The organism is Cupriavidus sp. WKF15, from assembly GCF_029278605.1.
Taxonomy (GTDB): Bacteria; Pseudomonadota; Gammaproteobacteria; order Burkholderiales; family Burkholderiaceae; genus Cupriavidus.
In genome coordinates this window covers 3,125,866-3,149,007 of sequence record NZ_CP119572.1, presented here as the reverse complement: position 1 = coordinate 3,149,007, position 23,142 = coordinate 3,125,866, and the positions used below count along the sequence as shown (strand labels likewise).

General features: G+C 61.4%; 21 protein-coding genes. 10 read left to right on the top strand and 11 right to left on the bottom strand.

Annotated features, from left to right (window positions below):
* Window positions 1-154 precede the first annotated feature (154 nt).
* Window positions 155-1,342: a ribonucleotide-diphosphate reductase subunit beta gene (locus CupriaWKF_RS14615; RefSeq protein WP_116318196.1), complete on the top strand. Its 1,188-nt coding sequence runs from the start codon at window positions 155-157 to the stop codon at window positions 1,340-1,342.
* Between the two features lie 291 nt (window positions 1,343-1,633).
* Window positions 1,634-4,627, top strand: a complete 2,994-nt coding sequence (locus CupriaWKF_RS14610) for a KAP family NTPase (protein WP_276098566.1) — start codon at window positions 1,634-1,636, stop codon at window positions 4,625-4,627.
* Between the two features lie 802 nt (window positions 4,628-5,429).
* Here the strand turns inward: CupriaWKF_RS14610 and CupriaWKF_RS14605 are convergent.
* The 5 genes from CupriaWKF_RS14605 to CupriaWKF_RS14585 form a co-directional block, all read right to left on the bottom strand.
* The gene (locus CupriaWKF_RS14605) at window positions 5,430-6,833 is read right to left on the bottom strand and encodes a M81 family metallopeptidase (protein ID WP_276098565.1); all 1,404 of its coding nucleotides are present in this window, start codon (window positions 6,831-6,833) and stop codon (window positions 5,430-5,432) included.
* 279 nt (window positions 6,834-7,112) lie between these two features.
* Window positions 7,113-7,910 (bottom strand): NYN domain-containing protein, encoded by a 798-nt coding sequence (locus CupriaWKF_RS14600; RefSeq protein ID WP_276098564.1) that lies wholly within the window; start codon window positions 7,908-7,910, stop codon window positions 7,113-7,115.
* A gap of 154 nt (window positions 7,911-8,064) precedes the next feature.
* Window positions 8,065-8,388 (bottom strand): hypothetical protein, encoded by a 324-nt coding sequence (locus tag CupriaWKF_RS14595; RefSeq protein ID WP_276098563.1) that lies wholly within the window; start codon window positions 8,386-8,388, stop codon window positions 8,065-8,067.
* Window positions 8,388-9,074, bottom strand: a complete 687-nt coding sequence (locus tag CupriaWKF_RS14590; protein ID WP_276098562.1) for a thioesterase domain-containing protein — start codon at window positions 9,072-9,074, stop codon at window positions 8,388-8,390. Before CupriaWKF_RS14590 ends, CupriaWKF_RS14595 begins: the two co-directional genes overlap by 1 nt.
* A 2-nt stretch (window positions 9,075-9,076) precedes the next feature.
* Complete coding sequence (locus tag CupriaWKF_RS14585) at window positions 9,077-9,751, bottom strand: PAAR domain-containing protein (protein ID WP_276098561.1); 675 nt, start codon at window positions 9,749-9,751, stop codon at window positions 9,077-9,079.
* Between the two features lie 138 nt (window positions 9,752-9,889).
* Here CupriaWKF_RS14585 and CupriaWKF_RS14580 point away from each other — a divergent pair, with 138 nt between their 5' ends.
* Window positions 9,890-10,396 (top strand): hypothetical protein, encoded by a 507-nt coding sequence (locus CupriaWKF_RS14580; protein ID WP_276098560.1) that lies wholly within the window; start codon window positions 9,890-9,892, stop codon window positions 10,394-10,396.
* Window positions 10,397-10,512: 116 nt separating this feature from the next.
* Here the strand turns inward: CupriaWKF_RS14580 and CupriaWKF_RS14575 are convergent, their stop codons facing one another.
* Window positions 10,513-11,853 (bottom strand): D-serine ammonia-lyase, encoded by a 1,341-nt coding sequence (locus CupriaWKF_RS14575; RefSeq protein WP_276098559.1) that lies wholly within the window; start codon window positions 11,851-11,853, stop codon window positions 10,513-10,515.
* A 104-nt stretch (window positions 11,854-11,957) separates the two neighbouring features.
* Here CupriaWKF_RS14575 and CupriaWKF_RS14570 point away from each other — a divergent pair, with 104 nt between their 5' ends.
* The gene (locus CupriaWKF_RS14570; protein WP_276098558.1) at window positions 11,958-12,917 is read left to right on the top strand and encodes a LysR family transcriptional regulator; all 960 of its coding nucleotides are present in this window, start codon (window positions 11,958-11,960) and stop codon (window positions 12,915-12,917) included.
* 82 nt (window positions 12,918-12,999) lie between these two features.
* Here CupriaWKF_RS14570 and CupriaWKF_RS14565 read toward each other — a convergent pair whose 3' ends face one another.
* The 3 genes from CupriaWKF_RS14565 to CupriaWKF_RS14555 all read right to left on the bottom strand — a co-directional run bounded on the left by CupriaWKF_RS14565 (window position 13,000) and on the right by CupriaWKF_RS14555 (window position 15,246).
* A complete protein-coding gene (locus CupriaWKF_RS14565; RefSeq protein WP_276100817.1) occupies window positions 13,000-13,959 on the bottom strand; it encodes a tripartite tricarboxylate transporter substrate-binding protein in 960 nt (319 codons plus the stop codon).
* Window positions 13,960-14,067: 108 nt separating this feature from the next.
* Complete coding sequence (locus CupriaWKF_RS14560) at window positions 14,068-14,766, bottom strand: hypothetical protein (RefSeq protein WP_276098557.1); 699 nt, start codon at window positions 14,764-14,766, stop codon at window positions 14,068-14,070.
* A 159-nt stretch (window positions 14,767-14,925) separates the two neighbouring features.
* A complete protein-coding gene (locus CupriaWKF_RS14555; RefSeq protein ID WP_276098556.1) occupies window positions 14,926-15,246 on the bottom strand; it encodes a hydroxyquinol 1,2-dioxygenase in 321 nt (106 codons plus the stop codon).
* Window positions 15,247-15,641: 395 nt separating this feature from the next.
* Between CupriaWKF_RS14555 and CupriaWKF_RS14550 the strand changes: the two genes are divergently transcribed.
* Window positions 15,642-17,189, top strand: a complete 1,548-nt coding sequence (locus CupriaWKF_RS14550; protein ID WP_276100815.1) for a methyl-accepting chemotaxis protein — start codon at window positions 15,642-15,644, stop codon at window positions 17,187-17,189.
* A 44-nt stretch (window positions 17,190-17,233) separates the two neighbouring features.
* Here the strand turns inward: CupriaWKF_RS14550 and CupriaWKF_RS14545 are convergent, their stop codons facing one another.
* On the bottom strand, window positions 17,234-18,406 hold the full coding sequence (locus tag CupriaWKF_RS14545; protein ID WP_276098555.1) for a patatin-like phospholipase family protein: 1,173 nt from the start codon (window positions 18,404-18,406) through the stop codon (window positions 17,234-17,236).
* 314 nt (window positions 18,407-18,720) lie between these two features.
* On the opposite strand from CupriaWKF_RS14545, the gene CupriaWKF_RS14540 reads away from it, so the two are divergent.
* Window positions 18,721-19,326, top strand: coding sequence for a malonic semialdehyde reductase (locus CupriaWKF_RS14540; protein ID WP_276100814.1), 606 nt, complete (start codon window positions 18,721-18,723; stop codon window positions 19,324-19,326).
* Window positions 19,327-19,402: 76 nt separating this feature from the next.
* On the opposite strand, the gene CupriaWKF_RS14535 is transcribed toward CupriaWKF_RS14540, so the two are convergent.
* Window positions 19,403-19,531 (bottom strand): hypothetical protein, encoded by a 129-nt coding sequence (locus tag CupriaWKF_RS14535; RefSeq protein WP_276098554.1) that lies wholly within the window; start codon window positions 19,529-19,531, stop codon window positions 19,403-19,405.
* A gap of 235 nt (window positions 19,532-19,766) precedes the next feature.
* On the opposite strand from CupriaWKF_RS14535, the gene dapA reads away from it, so the two are divergent.
* The 4 genes from dapA (at window position 19,767) to CupriaWKF_RS14515 (ending at window position 23,122) form a co-directional block, all read left to right on the top strand.
* Complete coding sequence (gene dapA, locus CupriaWKF_RS14530; protein WP_276098553.1) at window positions 19,767-20,663, top strand: 4-hydroxy-tetrahydrodipicolinate synthase; 897 nt, start codon at window positions 19,767-19,769, stop codon at window positions 20,661-20,663.
* A gap of 287 nt (window positions 20,664-20,950) precedes the next feature.
* Window positions 20,951-21,238, top strand: a complete 288-nt coding sequence (locus tag CupriaWKF_RS14525; RefSeq protein WP_276098552.1) for a hypothetical protein — start codon at window positions 20,951-20,953, stop codon at window positions 21,236-21,238.
* A 2-nt stretch (window positions 21,239-21,240) separates the two neighbouring features.
* Entirely contained in the window at window positions 21,241-21,762 is a 522-nt protein-coding gene (locus CupriaWKF_RS14520; protein WP_276098551.1) for a DNA-binding protein, read from the top strand.
* Between the two features lie 229 nt (window positions 21,763-21,991).
* The gene (locus tag CupriaWKF_RS14515; RefSeq protein WP_276100813.1) at window positions 21,992-23,122 is read left to right on the top strand and encodes a substrate-binding domain-containing protein; all 1,131 of its coding nucleotides are present in this window, start codon (window positions 21,992-21,994) and stop codon (window positions 23,120-23,122) included.
* Window positions 23,123-23,142: the final 20 nt, after the last annotated feature.

Below are 23,142 nucleotides of genomic sequence, written 5' to 3'. Positions count from 1 at the left end.
AGTAGAGACTTAACGCAGTAACCAACCACCCCCGGGGTTTGCACCCCTCTCCCGCGAGCGGGAGAGGGGCCGGGGGAGAGGGCCGGCGCCACCACAACGTGAGCCGTCATTTCTGACCACCGCGCCCCCCAATCGAATCACGGAGAACCACATCATGCTGAGCTGGGACGACGACGTTCAAGCCACCCCGCAGGCCGCACCGCAGCCTGCCCTGCAACCCGCTGCATCGGCTGCCACCGCTGACCAGCAAGGCGTGCTGCCGTCGAGCGCCACGCAAGCCGGCATCCTGGGCAACAACCCCAACGCCGCCGCCGCGCAGAGCAACCGCCGCGTCAACGCCGCCGACAAGCGCGTGATCAACGGCTCGACCGACGTCAACCAGCTCGTCCCGTTCAAGTACAAGTGGGCGTGGGAAAAGTACCTGGCCGGCTGCGCCAACCACTGGATGCCGCAGGAAATCAACATGTCGCGCGACATCGCCACGTGGAAGGACCCGAACGGCCTGACCGAGGACGAGCGCCGCATCATCAAGCGCAACCTGGGCTTCTTTGTCACGGCCGACTCGCTGGCCGCCAACAACATCGTGCTGGGCACCTACCGCCAGATCACCGCGCCGGAATGCCGCCAGTACCTGCTGCGCCAGGCCTTTGAAGAGGCCATCCACACGCACGCCTACCAGTACATCGTTGAATCGCTGGGCCTGAACGAAGCCGAGATCTTCAACGCGTACCACGAAGTGCAGTCGATCCGCGACAAGGACGAGTTCCTGATCCCATTTATCGACACGCTGACCGACCCGTCGTTCAAGACTGGCACGCCGGAAAACGACCAGAAGCTGCTGAAGTCGCTGATCGTGTTCGCCTGCATCATGGAAGGGCTGTTCTTCTATGTGGGCTTCACGCAGATCCTGGCGATGGGGCGGCAGAACAAGATGACTGGGGCTGCGGAGCAGTATCAGTACATCCTGCGGGATGAGTCGCTGCACTGCAATTTTGGTATCGACCTGATTAATCAGATCAAGTTGGAGAATCCGCATCTGTGGACGGCTGAATTCAAGGCCGAGATCACCGAGCTGTTCAAGAAGGCGGTGGATTTGGAGTATCGCTATGCGGAGGACACCATGCCGCGTGGCGTGCTGGGTCTGAATGCGCCGATGTTCAAGTCGTATCTGCGATTCATCTGCAATCGTCGTTGCCAGCAGATTGGTCTTGATCAGCTGTTCCCGAACGAGGAGAACCCGTTCCCGTGGATGAGCGAGATGATCGATCTGAAGAAGGAGAGGAACTTCTTCGAGACGCGCGTCATTGAGTATCAGACGGGTGGGGCGTTGAGCTGGGATTGAGTTGTTGTTGTTTTGCTTTGATGATGAGAAATGGGAGCTGATGGCTCCCATTTTTTATGACTCGAGATGGACCGTGTCTGCAATCGACCTGCGGAGTAGCCACTCATGTCTTTCGACCAGACACCTGCTTCAGACTTGGCTCCGCTTTTCGGGCTATGGGTCTATGTTTAGGCTTCGCTGATGCCCGCTAGTGACGGTCGAGCAGGCCAACTGCACGTGTAGAGTATTCACGTCGGCTGCCATGTTGGCGAGTACGCGAAGAGATCGCGCCGCACCACGGAGGACAAATTGATGACGGCTACCAAGCCAGCGATGAAGATGCCTGAGTTACTGGTCTTCGCCAAGTCGCTCGCCTTTGGCTTTGTAGGTGCGGAGGTTTGGCGGACCGCCTTCTACCTCGGTGCGAACTTCGCACAGACGCTGTCTGACGTCCCACTTTGGGCGAAGGCCGGTGGGGTACTGGCCGGACTGCTGCTCTGCCTGATCTATTCAGTTGAGCGGGGCGCGCACGCCGCTGCTGCCCGGATGGGCCGCAGCCTCCGCCTCGATCTGCTGATCGCGATCGGCATCGGCATCTGGACAAATGAGTTGGCCTTGCCTTGGTTGGCTAAAGCCCATGCAGCACTCAAGAATGCAGGTCCTCATTGGGCACCAGCGATATTCCTTCTGCTCTGTATCGTGCTTTTGTCGCCACTGGTTCAACAGTACTGGCCGAGACCCAAAAGAACGACTCCACAGCTTTACTTCATTGCGGATGAGGAAATCGGAGACGAGAAAGAGGATCTGTTTGCAAGCGAGGCGCAAGCCAAGTCGTTCGCGGAGACTGTTCTCGCAAGCGGTGCCCACCCAGGGCTCGTCTTCGGGGTCGATGGACCATGGGGAGTCGGCAAGACAAGCTTCATCAACCTTGCTGAGCGCTATTGGGCAAAAGCGGAAGACAAAGCGATTGTTTGTCGATTCGAACCCCTCCGGTATGCATCAGAGCCTGACCTTGCAGACCGTTTGATTCGCGATTTGTCCGCGGCAATTCAACGAAAGGTCTTCGCTCCGGAGTTTCGGCCGGCGGCGTCGCGGTACTCCCGGCTGATAAAGGGAAAAGCCGACGTATCGTTCCTTGGCTTCAAGCTTTCCTTGGAACCGTCGCAGGAGACCGTTGATGAACTGCTCGATGACATCGACGAGGTCCTTAGGCGCATCGGTCGTCGCGTGATCATCGTCATCGACGACCTTGATCGTTTGGATGCAAAGACTACAAACAACGTCCTGTTCGCAACGCGGCGGACGTTCAAACTCTCGCAGGCTACCTATGTCCTCTGCTACGACACAGAGGTACTTGCCGGAGGCCAGGAGGAAGGTTCCAGGGCGCGGGAGTTTCTTGAGAAGTTTGTGACAGTCAAGTTGAGCTTGTTCGTTGATAGCTCAAGCATTCGGGACTTCTTGCGGAGAGACTGGCAACGCGCAGACAACCAACTTGGCTCGATTCCCTCCGACACGATGCTGAAGCTTGGCGCAGTGCTCAACGAGTTGGCAAGCATTCTCGATGGTGAATTGGCGGCGAAGTACCTACCCCTTGTCGGCGACCTGCGCAAGGTAAAGCGCTTCGTCAACGCAATGCTGCTCATGCAAATCGAGAGGAGCGACTTAGGCCGGACGGACTTCAATAAGCGCGACCTCATCAACCTCATGCTCTTGCATCTGAACTACCCTGGATTGTTCAGGCGCATCTACGCAGAGGAGACGGAGGGACGTAGCGGGACCTTCTCGGTGCGTCGCGAGTACGGAGAATCAGAGTTCAAGAACTCTGCTGAATTCCCGAAGCTTGTGGCGGACCACCAAGGGACCGCAGGATTCCTATTGACGCAGCTTTTCGATGTGACGAGTTTGGAGCTTGGTGATTCGAGCGCCGTTGAGGAGGCAGTTCTGAGGTCGCGCGCGTGCTTCAACCATGAGGACGTGAGGAATCTCGAGGGGTATCTCAAGCTCATTGTGCGGTTCGCAACACCAGAGCCGCAGGAGACATTTGTTCTTTACCAGGAGGCAGTGGAACGAGTTCGGAAGGGGGCGTCTATTGCTTCGGTGCTGACGTCGGCTGACTTCCAATTGGAAAGCGGTGAGCATGCGCATGACCAATTCTGGAGGGTGCTTGTCAATCAATCTCATGAATTCACTCGCGCTGCCGCTGAAGACGCCATTGACACGCTCGCCGACTATTTGCCGCGCTACTCGGCAATCGAGAACCATGATCGCGGGTTGCGACAGAGGTCGATCTACTCCCTATTGCGGCTCTTGGATCGAGCTGGTTGGGGAAGGACATCGGGTCGTCGTCTTCCGAATACCGCGGAGAACATCATAGAGATCGCATGGCGAATCTTTGGCGAGGGCTCCTATGAAGGCAAGGGTCTAATCCAACGCCTTGCCAGCAGTGATCGCGGCGTCCTCGGCTGGAACGATCTCATGTTGTTCAGACTCCAATGCTCCGCAGATCGTCAAGGGCAGCTTTACAACCTGCATTCAGCTCTCATCGTCCATCAGGATAGGGGAGCTGCGACAACAGGTTTGGTCAATAATCTCGCATTAATGGGAATGAGAAGACTGTCTCAGGAGGTCTTCGCGCTGTTCAAGCGAACCTACATTGATCCCCGGCGAAACTTTTTTTCAGAAGTCAGTGATGCCCCAGATGAAGCGTTTCTCGGCGAAGCTTCGTCTCAACTTGGTCAGCGGGCCTCAAGGGGCGCTCAATCCGAGCAAGGTGCCCCTTCGCTTGCTCAGCGCGTTTTCTCGGCGCGCTCTGTCGTCAAATCCTTCGTGGCCTACCAACTGAGCAATTCGCTGCCGCCAAATGGGTCAGGTGTGGGCTGCGGGCTTTACGACGAGTGTGGGGCTGGTGATGGTGGTGGCATAGCAAGGCAAATGAACGAGTACGTGTTTGGAATCTGCTTCAACCCCACCATCCAAGAGGACAACGTCTTCCATTTCCTCGACCACTGCTTGTCGCATTTGAGTAACTCATTCTTTACAGGCGGAGATGAAGAGGGCTATTTTGCGTCCAAAGCTGAACTTCCAGGAGGTCTTGATCCGAAGGAGATGGGACGGTACTGGAGTCAGCACCAGGAACTCATTCGCAAACGAGTCCTACAAGTCGAAGAGCGGTACGTAGTCACGCCCAACTACACAGCTTCGTATCGCGAAGATCTGGCTGGAGTCTTCAAAGTACTTGATGGATTGGTCGACGAAGTATCAGCGGTGGAGGTGGAGTCCGACAAGCTTCTGCCGAACCTGAGTTAAGCAGGGTCGGACACGGGTTGAGCGCGCCTCAGCGACTCGGTGCAGCCTGCGCTCGGGGTACCTAGACCTCACACTCCCTGGCAGGTGCGCTGGCAGGGAGTATGTACGCGATTCTTGTTAGGGTCGCCAAAACTGGCTGTGGCTATTCCGAAGAAATTACGACAACCTTATTCCGTACCTCCACTTTGAGCGCTTGCCCGATCTTGAAGCCGGCCCGTTCCAACCATACTCCACCTAACCGGATCCATGGAACGCATCGCATTCCAGAATAGCGGTTGCCCTCGGCTGCCTTGACCCGGAAATGCCTGTAGCTAGTCGTGAATATGCGCACGTGCGCAGTGGAAGATATCTTCCCCATAGCGAACTCCTGATTCGAAACTTGGAATCGCCCGTGCAAACTGGGCGGCCGGGCACTTGAACACCGCCCGCAGATCGGCCCGCATGTTTCCCCTTTCGGGTCTTGTATCGATGCGCGCTGCCCGGCCTTAGCAGAAAGCTATGGAAGACACGCCACGACTGTCGGACGTGGCAACGCTGCGGGGGTGTGTTCAGCACCGACAGCTAGGCTAAGGATTGCGGATACTGCCGCCAATGAGACAACTCTGCATTGCGGTACCGCAACCCGCGAGGGCAGAGGAAGCGGGCGGATCTATTTCAAGCTCAAGGGATAGATCTGTGCCCTTTCGTCCGGTCCGCCGCCGTCATGAGACTTCGTCACCGCCATCAAGCTGCACCTCGTCCGACAAAGGCCAAAACTCTCCGACCAGCCTTTCACGCGGAAACGACGCAATCGCAGCCGTACTCAAGCCTTCACTGTCGCCACGGACCGATATCCGGCGCGGAAGTGGTTAGCGCCCTTGATCGCAACCAGCTTGTACCCGGTGACATCCAGCCCATGCAGCACAAACGGCTCGACATCAAAGATCTGCTCGGCACGCGAAGCCACGATGACATCGACACCGTTGATGATGAGGCGACACATCACCCCCAGGTCAAAGCGAACCCCTTCAAACATCGCCCCAGGGCGATTCACGAAACGACCGTCCGTAATGCATTTCACATAGGCATCGGCCTCGATCGACGCGCCCTGGAAGCGGCCTTGCTTGCCGCCCAGTGAGACCCTGATCGTGGCCCCGACGCCTGCATGCTGTGCTTGTGCAACCACGGCAGCATCGTTGATCGACGCGAAACAGCACGTGCCGGCGGGCGGATTGGCGTCCAGTAACGCGCGAAGCAGATGCGTGCCGTCTCCGGGTGTGCCGCCGCCCGGGTTGTCTGCGTACTCGTTGACAACGACAGGCCCCTCTGCCGCCGACAGGGCAAGGGCGACGCCCTGTGCGGGGGTCGGAAACGTCGGACGGAACGCCTCGCGATGCGACCAGATCCATTGCGCGACTTCGTCGACGCAACGCTGCGCAAGCGCGGCGTCTCCGGTTGTGGTGCACACGACCGCCGGGCAGGGGGCCGCGATATCCGCGTAGGGGAAGCCGTGGAACCACGAGCAGTCGATGACGCCGGGCTGTGCGGCCAGCTTCCGGCAAACGTCGTTGACTTCCGCCGGGATGAACCCGTCTTGTGTCGTCACGATGTACGGCAGCATCGGCAGGCGTCGCATTGCGGTGACCGGTGTGAGCCCGCCCCGAATCATCTCAAGCAGCAGCGCGACGGCTTCGACGCCCCGGTCATGGAAGTCGGTATGCGGATACAGCTTGCACGGCAACGTCAGGTCGCAAGCGTCGCGCATCGCGTCCGTCATGTTGCCGTGCAAATCGTAGACCGCGGCAATCGGGACACCCGGCCCGACCAGCGCACGAACGGCAAGCGCCAGATCGCCTTCGACGTCTTCAGTGCCGTCGGCGACACCGGCGCCATGCAGGGCCAGCAGCACGCCGTCAGCCGGCAGCGCAGCGCGAATGCCTTCGAGGATGTCTTGCTTCATGGCGGCATACGCGCCGGCTTCGATCGTGCCCGAGGGCGTCGCCTGCCCGACATAGGTGGGAATGAGCGTGGCGCCGGTCCTGCGCGCGCCTTCGATAAAGCCGCCCACCTGATGATTCGATTTGTCGAACGCCGCCAGGATTTCGTCGCCCCGATACTGCTCGAACGCGCGCAGCGGCGTCATGCCCGCGAATTCGGCGGCGTACGTGTTGGTCTCGTGGATGAGTCCGGCAACGGCCAGACGGACGGGCAATTGGTCTGAAGTCACGGGAATGCCTCCGGGAGGTAGGTGTTGCGCGCGATCAGCGATTGACCTTCTTTGGATCAAAGCTTAGGGCGATCTGGGCGCTGGAGACAAGCGCATGGCGCTCTGCCATCCCGACACGTGAAGCCTGCAGCAGACCAATTCCCAGCGGCGGATCAGGAGGCGCCACCTTCATAACCCTTCCCGTAGAACCTACGTTCGACAAGCCGATTTGAATTTTCCAGTGCGCCAGCATTTCCGCAGGGGATACTGGCGTCGGGAGATAGCGGGGAGGCTTTCTGGCTAGTTGCCGGCTGCCAACGCAGGCGCGGCAGCGGCGTTCGTGTCGCTCAATCCCATTTCGGCCAGTCCTACGGTGTAATGACCGCCGGTCTCTCTCTTCAGGGCGAGAAGGTCATAGGTCTTCAGCATGTCCACCAGGCCCGAATGTCCATAGCTGGCGGGCGAGAAGCTGGGGTCGGTACGCTTGAGATACTGGCCCAGAGCACCGAGATGCACGCGGCCCTCGGAGGTGTTGGCGGCAAGCAAGCTGATGGCTTCGACCACGAACCTGGGCCGTCGTTTGACTTGAGGCTGCTTTGGCGGAGCTGGCTTCGTCTGGACGGAAGCACCCCCGACCGTCTCGGGAATCGCTGCGGGGGCCGGTGTCCACTCGAAGAACTGGTCGCTGGCATTGCGCAGCGCTTCCGGCGTCTTAGCTTCTCCAACGATGCAAACCGTCGCGCCACGCTCTCGGAGCTTACGGCAGAGATAGGCAAAATCAGAGTCGCTGGTTACCAGGCAGAACTTGTCAGCCCGGTGATCGAACATGGCTTCCAGCGCATCCAGCGCAAGCGCAATGTCGGCGGTGTTCTTTCCCGCCGCGTATTGATACTGAAGGCAGGGCGTAAAGGCCTGCCGAACCAGCGCTTCTTGCCACGTCTTTCCGAGCGTGCTTTGATTGCCATAGCCGCGCCGGAGCACCACGCGTCCAAACTGGGCCACAACGCGAAGGGCGTAGTCCAGTATGTCCGGCGTCGTGTTATCGCAGTCGACAAGTACGGCAACACGAGATTCGGCAACGAGGGGAGGTGCGCTCATCTGTTCGCTCATCGAGTGACGAAGGGTGACGTCATGATAATGGCAAATCGATTCCTAATAGTAGGCTCCGCAATACGTCTGATATCGGAGAGGAGGAATCCGAATACCCTTTGGAGCCAGGTAGAACAACACTTTGGCTTAATCCAATACAGCATCACGCCGCGGCCGCTGAGAACATTACTCGAATCACCCAGGTGTCCAAGGCATAGCAGGCAACAAAGGCTAAGACGGTCGTCCCGGCGACCGTCAGCAATGCTCCGCGCTGGATCGGGCTGGCCCAGAGCAAGTATCCCAACGCCCCAAGCCAAACCATCGCGAGACCAAGGTCAACCAGAAGCACCGCCGCTGATACAACCCCCGCATAGCCAACAAACATATCATCGCGCGTTGGGGAGGCCATGACGTGAAAGAGGCTTAGCCCGATCAGGGAACCGGGCAGCAGTACCGAGGGCAACAGGAACAACCAACGCAGAACCATTACCTCACTCCATCAGCTGCGACTCGATCCGCCAGCTTCTGCAGCCGACGCGGCAAATCGGGCACCACGTGTGCATAGTAGAAATGGCCTTCACCAGTCCCGGCGGACATCTGGCTCGCAAGTGTTGGTGCTGCCGCAATCAGCGCGGCTTGCGACATGCCCGCGTAAATCGGGTCTCTGTGTTCAGTCAAGTCGATCACAATGACTTTGCGAATGTGAGGAAGCTTCCGCAGCTTATCCAGGAATGTCCCATCGATCGGCGAGCCGATCAGTACCAGATGGTCAACAGTATGCCCCTGCTTGGCGTAGTAGTTTGCGGTCTGCGCTGCAAGCAACGACCCATAGGAGTACCCGATCAGATTGAACTGCGCCGCGTCGGCTGACATGCCAGAGGTGATGACCCATTCCGCATTGTCCTCATAACGGATCGTGAGTCCGGCACGAATGGCGTCGACCAACATTCCACGCTCGCCGAGGACCGTCCGTGTTGCCGTGTTGGTCAGGCCCACATTGAACGATCGTATGCCTGACGCCTGGAACGCCTTTGCGGTGAGGGGGATGTAGCCACCATCCAGCCCAGCACCACCCCAATACAAGGTTCCCCGCGGCCGCAGCAAATAAACCTTGACGGGCTCCGTATCCGAGACCGGGGTCAACCGGACGTTGATTGTCTTGAGTGGTTGCATGACTATCTCTCCTCCCCAAAGACCTCAAGCCGAACCGTCATCGCGCGATCGGCGAACACTCGCGTGGTGAAACCTTCGCTGTCGGTACGACCCTCATGCTGACCGTTCTCGCCAGTCACGCGATACCGCCAGTTCATCAAGGGTTGGCCGCTGATTTCGTCCAGCAACTGGATGCGTTGATCATGACTGGCGGCTCCGTGTGAATGCAGCGATTGCACGGTTGCTGCAAAGCCGCCGCGCACGACAGCACGGCGTTCCGCAGCATCACCAGCAGTCATGGTCATGGTGAACGCCCGGGAGGCATGGAAGATCGGTGGCGGCTGGCAGCCGCAGGTACAGACGTCACCGCTGAGTGCGACTTGCTTGCCCAGGTCCGTGAAAAGCAGGCGTGGCCCGACACAGACAATGAAGGCTTCTTGCTTGCAAGCAGGGCAGTAGACGGCGTCGCCTTCCCGGGCAACAGGCTCGTTGTGCCAAAAGAAGGAGTCACTGCCGCCCACAATGACAGCTCCGTTGCTGGCGATGTCGCCTCTGATCAGATAGGTCCGGGTCACCATAACGAGACCTCGGCGCTTGAGGATGCGCTTTGTGAGCTTGACCTGACGCAAAGGTCTGTAGAGCTTGCTAGATGAAGAATCTTGATTCCGATTGAGGCCATATCCGGCTCCGTTGAGCATGGCAAGTCGCCACCGGAGATATGGAACAAGGCGTTGGGTACGGAATCAATCGGGAGACTTCCAAATTGGTCGCGGAAATTGCTTCAAGGTGTTCGGACCAGTTGTACGCCAGAACTTGGACAATAGCGTGCTGAGAACATGAAATCTGATCTTCGAAAGTTTGCCGGTCATGTGGTTGTCCCGGCGGCGCTCGTGGCAACCGGAATCTTGATCATCTTCCTATACCCTTTTCGCCTGTCGGACGAGAACGTAACGATTGATGTCATGTACATGCAGTATGCCTGCGGGGACTGCTACGTACAGTACCGGGTGCTAAAGGCAGGTGGAGGGGGCGGCCAGATGCAAGCCAGAACGTCCGATAACGAGAGCGATACCCCGACGCGGTTCATTGGCTGGGATGTCGTTGTTCTATACAAGGACTCTGACAAGCCGTTGCTCGAGTACGTAGAACCAGGCACCGCCTCACGCAATGACTGCGCTAGCCCCGTCGTCCGCCTGAGCGGGCAGTTCAGGCGCAAGCTGATCTACATGTTTCTCTACTCCGGCGAAAGGTACGATGGCATCTACTTTGATGCGGACACCGCTTCGATCGTCCCGAACGGCATCCACGGCTGCAGGCCGAGTCGCAGGGCGTCGATCCGATAAGCCAAGATATCTTCGGTGCAGCACTGGGTAATGACAGTGGTTTCGCCGCAGGTCAAACGCCTGAAACGGGGTGAAGCGTAGGGCGACTTTGGGGTAGGCAGCTTCTTGCGTAGGTGTCAGGCTGCCTGTTGCATCGCGCCACACACATGGCCGGCCAACGTCGCGGCGTAATCCTGGAACCGCCGAAGCTCCTCGGGCGGAACGAGCGAGCCGCCGGTGGCCCAGATCACATGCGTGGCGTCGTGCATGTTCAATCCGTGATCGCGCACATACGCCTGGCCCTCCGGCGAGCCGCTCAGCCAGCCCGGGCCTCCGATGCCGGCGGCCGCTGACGGCTCCACTTCCACGCCCATCGACGTCTTGAGCGCGAGCAACTGAACGTAGAGCTGATCGTCGGCGACGGTGAACACGCCGGCGAGTTGGGAAGCCATCAACGGGCTGATCAGATGGGATGCCTGGCCGACGGCGAGGCCATCGGCGTCGGTCCGGTTATCCAGGCCGATGTCGTAGACGGATACGGGAGCTTGCGCACCTGAGGCCAACTGCACCAGTACGCACGGCGAGGCCACGGGCTCGGCGAAAAAGCAGTGCACATGTTCGCCGAACAGGGCCTTGAGCCCGTAAGTGATACCACCGGGTGCGCCGCCGACACCGCAGGGCAGATAGACGAAGAGCGGATGCGCGGCATCCACGACGCGGCCGGCTTCGGCCAGTTGGCGCGCCAGGTGGCGTGCCGCGGCAGCGTATCCGAAGAAGAGCATGGCGGAGCGCTCGTCATCGACAAAATGGCAGCGCGGCGCTGCCAGCGCCTGCTCCCGGCCCGCTGCCACGGCTTCGGCGTAGTCGCCTTCATGTTCCACGACGCGTACGCCGCGTTTGCGCAGGCGGTCCTTCTTCCACGCCTTGGCGTCGGCGGACATATGCACAACCGCATCGAACCCGAGAGCAGCCGCCATCACGCCGATGCTCAGGCCAAGGTTGCCGGTGCTGCCGACCGTCACCGAGTATTGCGAGAACAGCGCGCGCGCCGCCGCCGTCGCCAGCACGCGGCGATCACCGTCCAGGTCGAGGACACCGTGCTCGATCGCGATGGATTCGGCAATCGCCAGCACTTCATGAAAGCCGCCACGAGCCTTGATGGAACCGGCAATCGGCAGTTCGTCGTCCCGCTTGATGAACCAGGCGCCCTCGGCGCCATCGTTGCCGGCGATCGCATGCTGGAGTGCGGTGGCAGGCATCAGTTGCGATTCAACTTGCCCGTGGCATGACGCCAGTTCGGGAAACAGCGTCGCCATGAGCGGTGCACAGCGCGCAAGACGCGACTCGGCCGATGCGATCCCTTCCGTCGATGGGGCAGAAGCTGGCAGGGGTTGCCCCAGCCTCGGATTCAGCCAAAGCAGCGGCTGTCTCGATTGAAGTCTTGCTAATAGATCGCCTGTGAGCGGTAGAGTGGCCATTACGTCCTTCTCCAAGGAATCCCTTATGAGCCGTGATCGTAGACTCTGTAGTCGTGCAAAAATAGCGATCGTTTCTAACGCATGCATTAGTCAGGCTAATACGAATGCAGCTCGATTCCTCTGTCCTCGGCGCGCTGCGGTGTTTTGAAGCTGCGGGGCGCCTGTTGAGCTTCACCAAGGCCGCCGAATCGCTGAACCTCACCCAAAGCGCGGTGAGCCAGCAGATTCGCCATCTGGAAGACCGTCTCGGTTATGTGCTCTTCGTGCGCCAGCCGCGCAACTTGAAACTGACGCCAAAGGGCGAGGCGCTGTTCGAGACGACCACGCGCGCGCTGCATGAGATCCAGCAGACCATCCAGCGACTCGGCCTGCCAAACGCGCCTTTGCAGGTCAATTGCCTGCCGTCGTTTGCGCTGCAATGGCTGATGCCGCGCCTGACCGAGTTTCACCGCGAGCAGCCGGATGTTTCGGTGCGCCTGAAAGCCGAGTTCCAGTCGCTGGACAAGCAAGCGATGGACGCGGAAGACATTGACGTGGCAGTGCGTTACGACCCGGTCCGCTACTGCCAGTTGCACGCGGACGTTTTGCTGGATGAGTACCTGATTCCTGTGGCCACTCCCGAGTACCTCGCCCGGCATCCCGGGTTATCTGAGGGCGCTTCGCTCGACGGCGTCGAGTTGCTGCATGACGCATCGCCATGGGTCGGCGCAGCCGAGTTCGTGGAGTGGCGCACATGGATCGAGGCGTTCCACCCGGCATGGATTGCGCATCTGGAGGGGCCGCAGTTCAATCTTTCGAGCCTTGCCATCAGCGCGGCGTTGAACCATCAGGGGGTGGCAATGGGGCGTACGGCTCTGGTCTATGACGAGATCAGGAGCGGACGGCTGGTGAATGTCTTCGGCAAGCACGTACGCGCGCCGGCGCGCTACATGCTGCTTTCTCGTAATCCTGAGGATCGGCGCACGACCATTTTCTCAAAGTGGCTCAAGGCGGAGTGTGCGAGATTCGAGGCCGCGCGGATGAAGTTGCTTTCGGTGAATGGGGTGTCACGAGAAGCCGGGTAGGGGCCTCTGATACTGCTGTCGGTGCCGCCGAAGAGGCCAGTCATCGCACCGAGACTGGCCGCCAGTTTGCACGTGCTCGGAATCAGTCGGCGTCAACTTTCAGGTTGCGCAACAGCGGTTGCCATTTGTCGCTCTCAGCCTTCAGCCAGTGCTGCAGCCCCTGAGGGGTCTGTTTGTCCAGCGGGACGATCTGCGCACCCAGTTCGGTCAGCTTGGCGACTACTGCCGGGTCCCGCAGCCCCTTCTGCAGCGCCTCCGTAATGCGCTTCGTGATGGCCGGCGATGTGCCTTTCGGCGCATAGATGCCGTGCCAGACCTTGACCTCGAAGCCTTTGAGACCGCCTTCCTGAAGTGTTGGGGCCTGGGGCAGCGCGGCAATCCGTTGAGCCGTGGTGACGCCGAAGAGCTTCACGCGACCGGCCTTGATCTGCGGCAGAGTGGCAGTCGTCTGATCGCACAGCAGGTCGACTTGCCCGCCCAGCAATGCGGTAAGCGCGGGCCCGGCACCGGGATAGGGAACCGCCGTCATCTTGGTTTGCACCGACTCCTCAAACAGCAGGCCACACAATTGCGATACCGCGCCCAGGCCTGCGTTTGCCAGCGAGACTTTGTCCCGGTTCTGGCGAACATAGTGGATCAGTTCCGGCAGCGTTGAGGCGGGGAGGTCTTTGCGGCCCATCAGCGTCATCGGTACATCGGCGACTTGCCCGATGTACTCGAAGTCCTTGAGCGGATCGTAGGAGAGCTTTTTGTAAAGCGCGGGCGCCGTTGCCATCCCGTTGTGGTGAATCAGGATGGTGTAGCCGTCGGGCTGGGCGCGGGCAACGTACGCTGCCGCCACCGTGCCGCCGGCGCCGACGCGGTTCTCCACGATGACACTTTGACCAAGCTCGCGCGTGATGGCAGCCGCGAGCGAACGAGAGACCACATCGGTGGGGCCGCCAGCGGAGTAAGGAACAACCAGAGTAATGGGCTTGGACGGGTACGCGTCCGCGGCCTGGGCGGTCGATGCCAACATCGTTGTTGTAAGCAGGCCAGACATCAACACGCTGGCAATCCTGTATCCAAGCATCATTGTCTCCATCTTGATTTGCCGGCACGCGAGAAATCGCCAGCGAAAGGTGCGTTGCACGTACGATGGGAGACGCCGCTAAATGCGGCAATTCTTATTTCCTGAAGTGGACTTTTGTGGTGGGTGAATGCTGCGCTGCACAGCGGCGATGCAATGCCAGCCTAGCGGTGGAAGGCGACCGTCCCGATGACGTTCCCCATTTGGTCCCGGCCAATCGAAGTACACATACCGCAGTACCCAACGGTCGTCGTATTGACGGGCGAGCGCAAGCGCATGCTTAAGCAACTGCGGCGCGCCAATGTGCCGAAACGCTTCGCGCCCTGCTTGCAGGGCTTGCGCAAGGGACTGCGCTCGGGGCAGTCCGACTTCCTCCCAACGGCTGCGTCCCTTTGCAAGGTATGGCGGCCTGAACGCCTCGCCCAACTGCGTTGCCTTGCCGCGTAGCCATTCCGTGAACCTGCTCTCCACGCCAGCCATGATGCCGTTCGCCAGTGGCAAGCACACATCCAGATTGGCGTGGCTGTCGACCCCGGTGGGCAGTTTGGATTCGAATAGCGCTGCGGTCGGGCAGGAGGGCAGCGCCAGCGCTTTCATCAAAGGCGTGGCATCGGCGCAATCGGTCCAGAAATCGAAGATGTTCGCGGCCAGCGCGGAGGACGAATGCAGGGCTCGCATCTTTGCTGGCTTGTCCCCACGCTCAAGTAGTTCGCCACCGTCGCCATTTGCAAACGCTGCCAATGTTGCTGGCGAGAGTGGCCGCATCAGATTCAGGTCCAAATCGGGGACATAACCGCGTGCGTCAAAGGCGATGCCCCGAGTCGCCGCCCACTCCTGCTGTGCCCTGAATATGGCTGCCGATATAGCATTGGACGGCGGCTGAGCGCAGGTATGTAGCCAGCCGCCCTCGCTTGTCGCGCATCTGAACGGAGCAAGGCGTTACGCCAGAGCACCATCAAGATAGAGATCGACATTGCGAGCAGGAGCGTCCGAAGGCCACTTCTGGTCCAGCCCAGCCACAAAGCGGGCGCCGTCGTAATACGGATCCACATTGCGCGCACCGTCGACATACGGGCTGCGCGGCTCCTGCACCGAACGGGCCCCTTCGGTGTACGGGTCACGTGCATCGCTGACCGAACGGGCACCATCGGTGAACGGGTCGCGTGCGCCAACGTGCGAAAGGCCGGCGGCTTGTGCACCGGCGGCAGCGGCAACCAGGGCGATAGCGAGAACAAAGCGCTTGGTGATGTTGGTAGTCATGATCGATTCCTTTGGCAATAAGTAGGTTTGAGGTCCGGCGGAGACCGCTTCGTTGCAACTCGCCGCCCGGCCTTGGAAAGCATTAAAGGAAACCGATGTATCTCGCCTGTAAAGCGCGCGAGCCCTATTTGTCGGAGTGAGTGTCATCGCCGCAGAGCGATACAAAGCGGTACAAACTCCCCCCACGGATCACGCGGCACATGCGCCGGATACCCCATCAGAGTGACGAGGGAGTGCGGCTTCGACTGCATCGCGGCACTTGTGGCCCGGAAGGGGGGAGCGTCAAAGTGATGCCACGGGCAGTTTCTCAACTTACGCCGCCCCATGCCGTTAAGACGCCTGCCGTACCCAGCCAGTACCCCCGGCATCCCGCCCCTACATCAAAAACCCCGGCAATGAAAATCGCAGTCAAACTCCCGCTAGCCTTCGCCGCAGCCCTCCTCGTCATGTTCGCCGGCGCGCTATACGGCCTCAGCACCCTGAACAGCTCTATCGACGAATACAACAACGTGGTGCTGCAGCGAGTCGAAGAAGAGCGCCTCGTCACCGCGATGCTCGTCGACTTCAAGGAGCAGGTCCAGGAGTGGAAGAACACGATTCTGCGCGGACACGATGCGGCCAGGCTGGAGAAGCACTGGTCCGCATTCGCCGCCCGTGAGAAGGCAGTCCGCGAACGTGGCGCGCTGCTGGGCAAGCGGCTTGCCGAGGGTAAATCCAGGGAACTGGTCACGCAGTTCAACCGTGCGCACGAAGCGATGGGCGCGGGGTATCGTCGCGGTTTCGAGGCGTTCAAGGCGGCCGATTTCGACCCGACCGCAGGCGACCGGGTTGTCGCGGGCGTCGACCGGGAGCCAGCGCGCCTGCTGGAGGAAGCCGCGCGCCTGATCGCCGCGGATACCGCGGCCGTGTCCGCGCAGACGGCGGCAGCGGCGAGCCGCGCTGCCACGCTCAGCTACGTCCTGATGTTCGCGGCGTTCGTCTGCGGGCTGGCCGGCGCGATGTTGTTCAGCCGCACGCTGACCAGGCCGCTGTCGCGTGCGCTCAATGTCGCCCAGACCGTGGCAAAGGGCGACCTGTCGACACGGATCGACACGCGCGGCAAGGACGAGATCGCGGCGCTGATGCACGCGCTGCACGACATGCAGCACAGCCTGTCCGAGGTCGTTGGCCTGGTCCGCCGCAATGCGGAAGGGGTGGCTGCGGCCAGCAGCCAGATCGCGAACGGCAATTTCGACCTCTCGGCCCGCACCGAGCAGCAGGCCGCTTCGCTCGAGCAGACCGCTGCCAGCATGGACGAGCTGACCGCTACCGTGCGCACCAACGCGGAGAATGTCGAACAGGCATCCCACCAGACCACCGTTGCCCGCGACATCGCCCGGCGCAGCGCCGACATGATGGGCGACGTCGTCACCACCATGCAGGAGATCGCAGACCGCTCGGCGAAGGTGGCCGACATCGTTGGCGTAATCGAAGGCATTGCCGTCCAGACCAATCTTCTGGCGTTGAACGCGGCCGTCGAGGCGGCGCGCGCCGGCGAGCAGGGACGCGGCTTCGCCGTGGTTGCGAATGAAGTCCGCACGCTCGCGCAGCGCAGCGCGGTGGCCTCGCGCGAGATCAAGGTGCTGATCGAAGTGGCGGTCGAGCGGGTCGCAGCCGGCCATGCGCTGGTCGGCAACGCCGGCGGCACCATCGAAGAGATGACTGCCGCGATGGCGCAGGTGTCCCGCTTTGTGAATGAAATGGCCGCGGCGTCCGGCGAGCAGAGCAACGGCATCGAACAGGTCAATATGGCCGTTGGTCAGCTCGATCAGGTCACCCAGCAGAATGCCGCGCTCGTCGAAGAGGCATCGGCGGCTACGCAGTCGATGGCAGAGCAGGCGAGGGCGCTGCGCGAGGCGGTGGCGGTGTTCCGGCTTGGCGGGCAGGGGATGGTGGCTGCGTGATTCAATCCGATTCCTTCAGGCGCTAAGCCCTCCGGGAAGGCGCTTCATCCGCACCCACCCGGCATCTCCGTGCCGACCCGATGCACTGCAATCCCTTCTATCGGATCCAGCGGCTCGCGCCATGGGGCACGCTCCAGTGCGCGTTGCGTGTCCTTGTACCCGGCCATCCAGCGGCGCTCGATCCCGCAAGTGGAGAAGTCGATATCGCGGTGAATGTCGTTGCCGTCGAGTTGCGGCGCGTCGAGCTCGACTACATGCATGGTCGTCCCGCATCCCCAGCCGAGCAGTTCCTGCACGTCGGCCTGCACGCGTTCGCTTTCGGGGATGTGCTTGCCCAGTTCGCGGATCACATGCCGCAGGCGGTGGATCTGCCGCTGCCGCTCCAGATGGGATTCCGCCCGGCTGGAATACTGGATATCCCGCAGCCGGCTCATTACCTGCCAGATCGAATCGGGCTCCGGGCCGCTGGCGGGCCAAAGCTGCACGGCGAAGATCAGCGAGCTGCGGCGCGGGCGGTCATCGAGAATCGCTTCCAGCGGCGTGTTCGAATAGATGCCGCCGTCCCAGTAGGGCTCGCCCTCGACCTGTACGGAAGGGAAGCCAGGAGGGAACGCCGCCGAGGCCATCACGTGATCAATATTCAGCGGCGTGTCGCGGTTGGTGAAGTAGCGCATGCGGCCGCTCCGGACACTGACCGTGCCGACCGTCAGCCTTGTCTGCCCGGCATTCAGGTAGTCGAAGTCGACCAGCCTGGCCAGGGTCGCGCGCAGCGGCGAAGTCGAGTAGAACGCCGCCCTGGCGAGGCCGACAGTGGCGCGTACGCCCAGCCACCAGGCATCGGGGCTCGGGGTGAAGAACGAGGGAATGCCCCGGGTTGTGACCGACAGCACCCGCAGCCAGTCCTCGATCTGTCGAAAGCCGCCGCTCCCTTCGGCAGTGCCTCGATAGGCAACGCCGTCCCAGAATTGCTTGAGCCGGGAGAGCCGCTGCTCAGGCGGATTGCCGGCGATGATGGCCCCGTTGATCGCCCCGATCGAGGTGCCGATCACCCATTCCGGCTCGAGACCCGCCTCATGCAGGGACTGATAGACGCCCACCTGGTAGGCGCCGAGTGCGCCACCGCCTTGCAGTACCAGCACGACCTGGCCCGGTAGCTCCGCGAACGACGTTCCAGCATGCGCGGAGCTGGCGCCTGGTGCTTTTGCGTTCTCGCCCATTTGCTCCCCCAGTCTGTCGTGGCACAGGGACGCCAACTGTTCGCCAGTATCGCCCTGCATATCAGGGCCGGCAATCGCCAACTGACGGTGTCGCGGCGCCTTTTTCCCCGGAGTGGCGCTTCAGATACCGGAGCCCTGCGTTTGCCGGCGCATACCGCAAGTTCTTCGGATCTATGCAGAATCCGGCCGCGCGACATCGCGGCGGCGCGCGGCGTTACCTATGCTGGACAGAAGCGGCGATCCGGCCGGGCAGCCGCGTGGTTCCATCTCATTTCAAGGAGACAACCGTGGACAAGCGATTGAGTGAAGAAGGCATGGATCTGATCTTTCGCGAGGCTCGCACGCACAGCGCGTGGCTGAACAAGCCCGTGAGCGACGAGACCCTGCGGCAACTCTATGACCTGATGAAATGGGGGCCGACCAGCGCCAACTGCTGTCCCGCGCGCATTCTGTTCCTGCGTACCCCTGAGGCCAAGCAGCGCCTGTTGCCCGCGCTGGCACCGGGCAACGCAGAAAAGACCATGGCCGCGCCGGTCACGGCCATCATCGCCTATGACATCAAGTTCTACGAGCTTCTACCCAAGCTGTTTCCGCATGCGGACGCACGCTCATGGTTCACCGACACGCCGGAACTCGCGCTCACCACCGCGAGGCGGAACAGTTCCCTGCAGGGCGCGTACTTCATGATTGCGGCCCGCTCGCTGGGGCTCGACTGCGGGCCGATGTCCGGCTTTGACAATGCCAAGGTCGATCATGAATTCTTTCCCGCGGACCCGAAGGAGAATGCCTTCCAGCTCGAATATTTCCCGGACAGCCATGTGAAATCGAACCTCCTGTGCAATCTGGGCTATGGCGACCCTGCCAAGCTGTTTCCGCGCAGCCCCCGCCTGGATTTCGACGAGGCATGCAAACTGCTCTGAAGCAACTGGTGTCGCGCGACCGTGCGCGGCGCCGGTCCGCGACACCCGATCTCTTGCTGGCTCCGGCGTCCGAACTTCAATCTGTGGCGCGGGCCAGACCATGGCGCAATATCGTCTTGTCCGACGATCGTGTATTGGATAATGAAACGCCTTCAAAGCCGCGCTTGACGAGATTGCGGAGAAGCAGATAGATTGGCGCAATCATGAGCCGCTGCCCTGCCTCCCTCTCTCTCCTCACTGCGAACCAACCGCAATGGGGCGCGCGCGCCAAATCCAAAAAACAGTCGCTCACCTGACCGGAGCGCGCTGTTCCGTCAGTTGAGCGACGGAACAGCATCAGTGTAGAAGACGGTCTGCCAGTTTCCCCCTTACTGTCTTGAGCGCCTCTTGCTCCGTCGCTTGCCTGCGCGGTTTCCGAATCGGTCGATCCGGAGCATGCAATGCAAGAAGTGGAACATCTCTATCGTGGTATCTGGCTACCCCTGGTCACCCCTTTTCGCAACGATGAGGTGGATTACGTCGCACTGCGGCGGCTAGTGGCTTATTACCGCTGCAGTGGCCTGGCGGGATTAGTGGTGTGCGGCAGCACCGGCGAAGCCGCCGCGCTCGATGAGGCGGAACAGCTGGCGGTGCTGGATACCGTGCTGGCCGAGGCGGGGGAGTTGCCGGTCATGATGGGCCTGGCCGGCAATAATCTCCGGCATGTGCTGGGCCGTCTGGACAGGATTGGCGAACGTCCGCTGGCGGGGGTCCTGGCGCCTGCGCCGTACTACATCAGACCGTCGCAGGAAGGATTGAAGGCATATTTTCGCGAGCTGGCCGACAGATCCCGCGCACCACTGGTGCTGTATGACATTCCCTACCGGACCGGTGTGACGCTGAGCGCTGAAACGCTGCTTGCGTTGGCGAACCACGGCAATATCCGGGGTATCAAGGACTGCGGCGGGAATGCTGAAACCACACAGGCGCTAATCGCCGATGGCCGCCTGGCCGTCCTCGCGGGAGAGGATCACGAACTGCTTGCCACGCTGTGCATGGGCGGCCAGGGCGCGATCGTTGCATCAGCGCACATTCGGCCTGATCTCTTCTCGGCGTTGTGGCGCGCGGTGGCTGACCAGCGCCTGAGCGTTGCCCGCCATCTTTTCCATGCCCTGATGCCGCTGATTCGGCTCGTGTTTGCGGAACCTAATCCAGGTCCGATCAAGACACTGCTGGCCAGGCATGGCTGGCTGTCTGATGAACTGCGATTGCCAATGACGTCGGCTTCGACCGCGCTAGCTGAGCAATTGGCGATTGCGTGTGAAACCTTGGATTCGCGACACGTGAATGCTTTGTAGTTGCGCAGGCTGGAGGTAGGCGTACGGTCACTGCCGTATGTCTGCCCGTTATTGTGAGTAAGGACTGTGTCCGAATGCCAGGGACCTTCGCCTACGGAGCCGGCGGGAGGCTCGGTACAGGGAACTCGGCGGCGAGGACGACTCGCCGGCCGAATCGCCGATTCCAGAGTCGTCTCAACGCGGCCTTACCTCCATGGCACGACACTTTTCCGATGCACCCGGATTTTGCTTAATTCTAGGTTGTCACTTGACAACCTACGATTGCTTATCTAGCCTCGGAGATATAGATGGTCGTCCGTGCCAAACACCCGAAGAAGGAAGTCGAAGAAGCGCTAAGGTACGCCGAGTCGCAGGGCTGGCGCGTCGAAAAGGCGAAGGGAAACGGACATGCATGGGGCCGCATCTACTGCCAGCCCAACGATAAGGGATGCCGCGGCGGCGAGTTCTGTGTCTTCAGCATCTATAGCACGCCGAAGAGTCCGTTCAACCACGCTGACAGGGTCAGGCGGATCGTGGACCACTGCTCGTATCGGTACGAGGAAGCAATACCGCTTAAGCTGCTTAAGAGGACCTAGCCATGGAGTATGCATTCACCCTCAGATACCAACTGTCGCAGGACGACAGCGATCCCGACACGCTGGTCGAGCGGCTCTATGAAGCCGGATGTGACGACGCGATCGTAGGAACGGGCGTGGCCGGCCGGATCGCGCTCGCCTTCGACCGCGAAGCTGAATCCGCCAGCGCTGCCATCATGAGCGCCCTTGCCGATGCCAGGCGCGCAATGCCATCTGCCACGCTGATCGAAGCCGCTCCCGATCTGGTGGGACTCACCGATATCGCCGATGCCGTTGGCATGTCCCGCCAGAACATGCGCAAGCTGATGCTTGCCAATCCGGATTCATTCCCGGCACCAGCGCATGAAGGCACCAGCTCCCTCTGGCACATGATGGAGGTTCTCTTGTGGATGAGCGGAAAGGGCTATGAGATTGAGCGGGGACTCATTGAAACCGCATCCACGACCAAGCAAGTCAACCTGGCCAGGCGCGCCCGAGATGTGGTTCCGGCGATGGCGCGGCAGTTGCGGGCATTGTTAGCGTAGGGCCGCAGGCAGGATGACTCACGCCGCTGTCATCGCCCTGTCATTCCGGCCATCGACAATGCGCAGCGAAGCAGGGGGCCGAGCCTTCCCGGCTGACCGCGTGACGCGGCGCAGCGACGGAATGTCTTGACTCCCGATTTTTTCCGCCTTCAATGAAAACGTTTTCATCCGGCCCCGCCGCTCTGGCTGCCCGGAATGCTCGAATCAGGTAGCCGTGACGCGAAAACACATCCCCGGTGGCAAGCCCGCCAAGCCCGAAGCCAGGCCCGACAGCGGCGGCGCGACGCTGCTCGACGTGGCTCAGGCCGCGCGCGTGTCGCTGGCGACCGCGTCGCGCGTTTTCAGCGCACCCGGCATGGTGCGGGAGAGCACCGCACAGCGTGTGCTCGACGCGGCGCACAAGCTGAGCTTTCGCCCGAACCTGCTTGGCAGCAAGCTGCGCGCCCAGCAGTCCCGGATGATCGGCGTGATGCTGCCGACGATGGACAACGCGGTATTCGCGGAATGCTGGCGCGGGATCGAGGAGGCGGCGCTCGCCGCCGGCTACTCGCTGATGCTGGTGACGAGCGGCTACGACCCGGCGCGCGAGCGCGAGCGCGTGGAGTACCTGCTGCGTCATCGCGTCGACGGCATGGTGCTGACCGTGGCCGATGCGGCACGCAGCGCGGTGCTGGACCAACTCGACGGCGAGGGCGTGCCGTATGTGCTCGCGTACAACCAGGCCAGCGCACGCGGCCGTCGGCATTCGGTTTCCGTGGACAACCGCGGCAGCGCCTGCGCGGGCGTGGAGACGCTGATCGCGGCTGGGCACCGGCGCATCGTCGTGGTCTCTGGCGCCTTTGTTGCCTCGGACCGCGCGCGCCAGCGCTTTGCGGGCTACCAGGACGCGATGCGCGAACACGGGCTGGAGCCGGTCCCGGCACTCTGCCTGCCGTCGCACACCGCCAGCAATGCGGCGCAGATCCGCGCGCTGATGGACGCTGACGACGCCCCCACGGCCTTCTTTTGCACCAACGACCTGCTGGCGATCGGCGTGATCGCCGACCTGGGCCGGCTCGGCCTGCGCGTGCCGGCCGACGTCTCCGTGCTCGGCTACGACGGCATCGCGCTCGGCAGCGTGGTCGAGCCGACGCTCGCGACCGTGGTGCAGCCCAACACCGACATCGGCACCCGGGCCGTGCGCCATCTGCTGGCGCGGCTGCGGGCCACGCCCGACGGCGCGCCGGCGCCCGCGCGCGTGACGCTGCTGCCCCACGCGCTGCGCGTGACCGGCACCATCGCGGCGCCGCCGGCGCGTGCGAATCCGGGCATTCCCGCGCATGTCCCGCGCGTTGCCGCACGAATCCGGCGTATCCCATAACCCAGCTTTCCACCACCGAC

Bases quoted from the DNA above. Each gene is read 5' to 3' on its own strand.
- CupriaWKF_RS14595 (WP_276098563.1), bottom strand. From the start codon at position 8,388: ATGGTTCTGCGTTGGTTGTTCCTGTTGCCCTCGGTACTGCTGCCCGGT.
- CupriaWKF_RS14545 (WP_276098555.1), bottom strand. From the start codon at position 18,406: ATGGGCGAGAACGCAAAAGCACCAGGCGCCAGCTCCGCGCATGCTGGA.
- CupriaWKF_RS14540 (WP_276100814.1), top strand. From the start codon at position 18,721: ATGGATCTGATCTTTCGCGAGGCTCGCACGCACAGCGCGTGGCTGAAC.
- CupriaWKF_RS14555 (WP_276098556.1), bottom strand. From the start codon at position 15,246: ATGACTACCAACATCACCAAGCGCTTTGTTCTCGCTATCGCCCTGGTT.
- CupriaWKF_RS14575 (WP_276098559.1), bottom strand. From the start codon at position 11,853: ATGGCCACTCTACCGCTCACAGGCGATCTATTAGCAAGACTTCAATCG.
- CupriaWKF_RS14565 (WP_276100817.1), bottom strand. From the start codon at position 13,959: ATGTCTGGCCTGCTTACAACAACGATGTTGGCATCGACCGCCCAGGCC.
- CupriaWKF_RS14580 (WP_276098560.1), top strand. From the start codon at position 9,890: ATGAAATCTGATCTTCGAAAGTTTGCCGGTCATGTGGTTGTCCCGGCG.
- CupriaWKF_RS14610 (WP_276098566.1), top strand. From the start codon at position 1,634: ATGACGGCTACCAAGCCAGCGATGAAGATGCCTGAGTTACTGGTCTTC.
- CupriaWKF_RS14520 (WP_276098551.1), top strand. From the start codon at position 21,241: ATGGAGTATGCATTCACCCTCAGATACCAACTGTCGCAGGACGACAGC.
- dapA (WP_276098553.1), top strand. From the start codon at position 19,767: ATGCAAGAAGTGGAACATCTCTATCGTGGTATCTGGCTACCCCTGGTC.
- CupriaWKF_RS14550 (WP_276100815.1), top strand. From the start codon at position 15,642: ATGAAAATCGCAGTCAAACTCCCGCTAGCCTTCGCCGCAGCCCTCCTC.
- CupriaWKF_RS14585 (WP_276098561.1), bottom strand. From the start codon at position 9,751: ATGCTCAACGGAGCCGGATATGGCCTCAATCGGAATCAAGATTCTTCA.
- CupriaWKF_RS14590 (WP_276098562.1), bottom strand. From the start codon at position 9,074: ATGCAACCACTCAAGACAATCAACGTCCGGTTGACCCCGGTCTCGGAT.
- CupriaWKF_RS14615 (WP_116318196.1), top strand. From the start codon at position 155: ATGCTGAGCTGGGACGACGACGTTCAAGCCACCCCGCAGGCCGCACCG.
- CupriaWKF_RS14535 (WP_276098554.1), bottom strand. From the start codon at position 19,531: ATGATTGCGCCAATCTATCTGCTTCTCCGCAATCTCGTCAAGCGCGGC.
- CupriaWKF_RS14600 (WP_276098564.1), bottom strand. From the start codon at position 7,910: ATGAGCGCACCTCCCCTCGTTGCCGAATCTCGTGTTGCCGTACTTGTC.
- CupriaWKF_RS14525 (WP_276098552.1), top strand. From the start codon at position 20,951: ATGGTCGTCCGTGCCAAACACCCGAAGAAGGAAGTCGAAGAAGCGCTA.
- CupriaWKF_RS14570 (WP_276098558.1), top strand. From the start codon at position 11,958: ATGCAGCTCGATTCCTCTGTCCTCGGCGCGCTGCGGTGTTTTGAAGCT.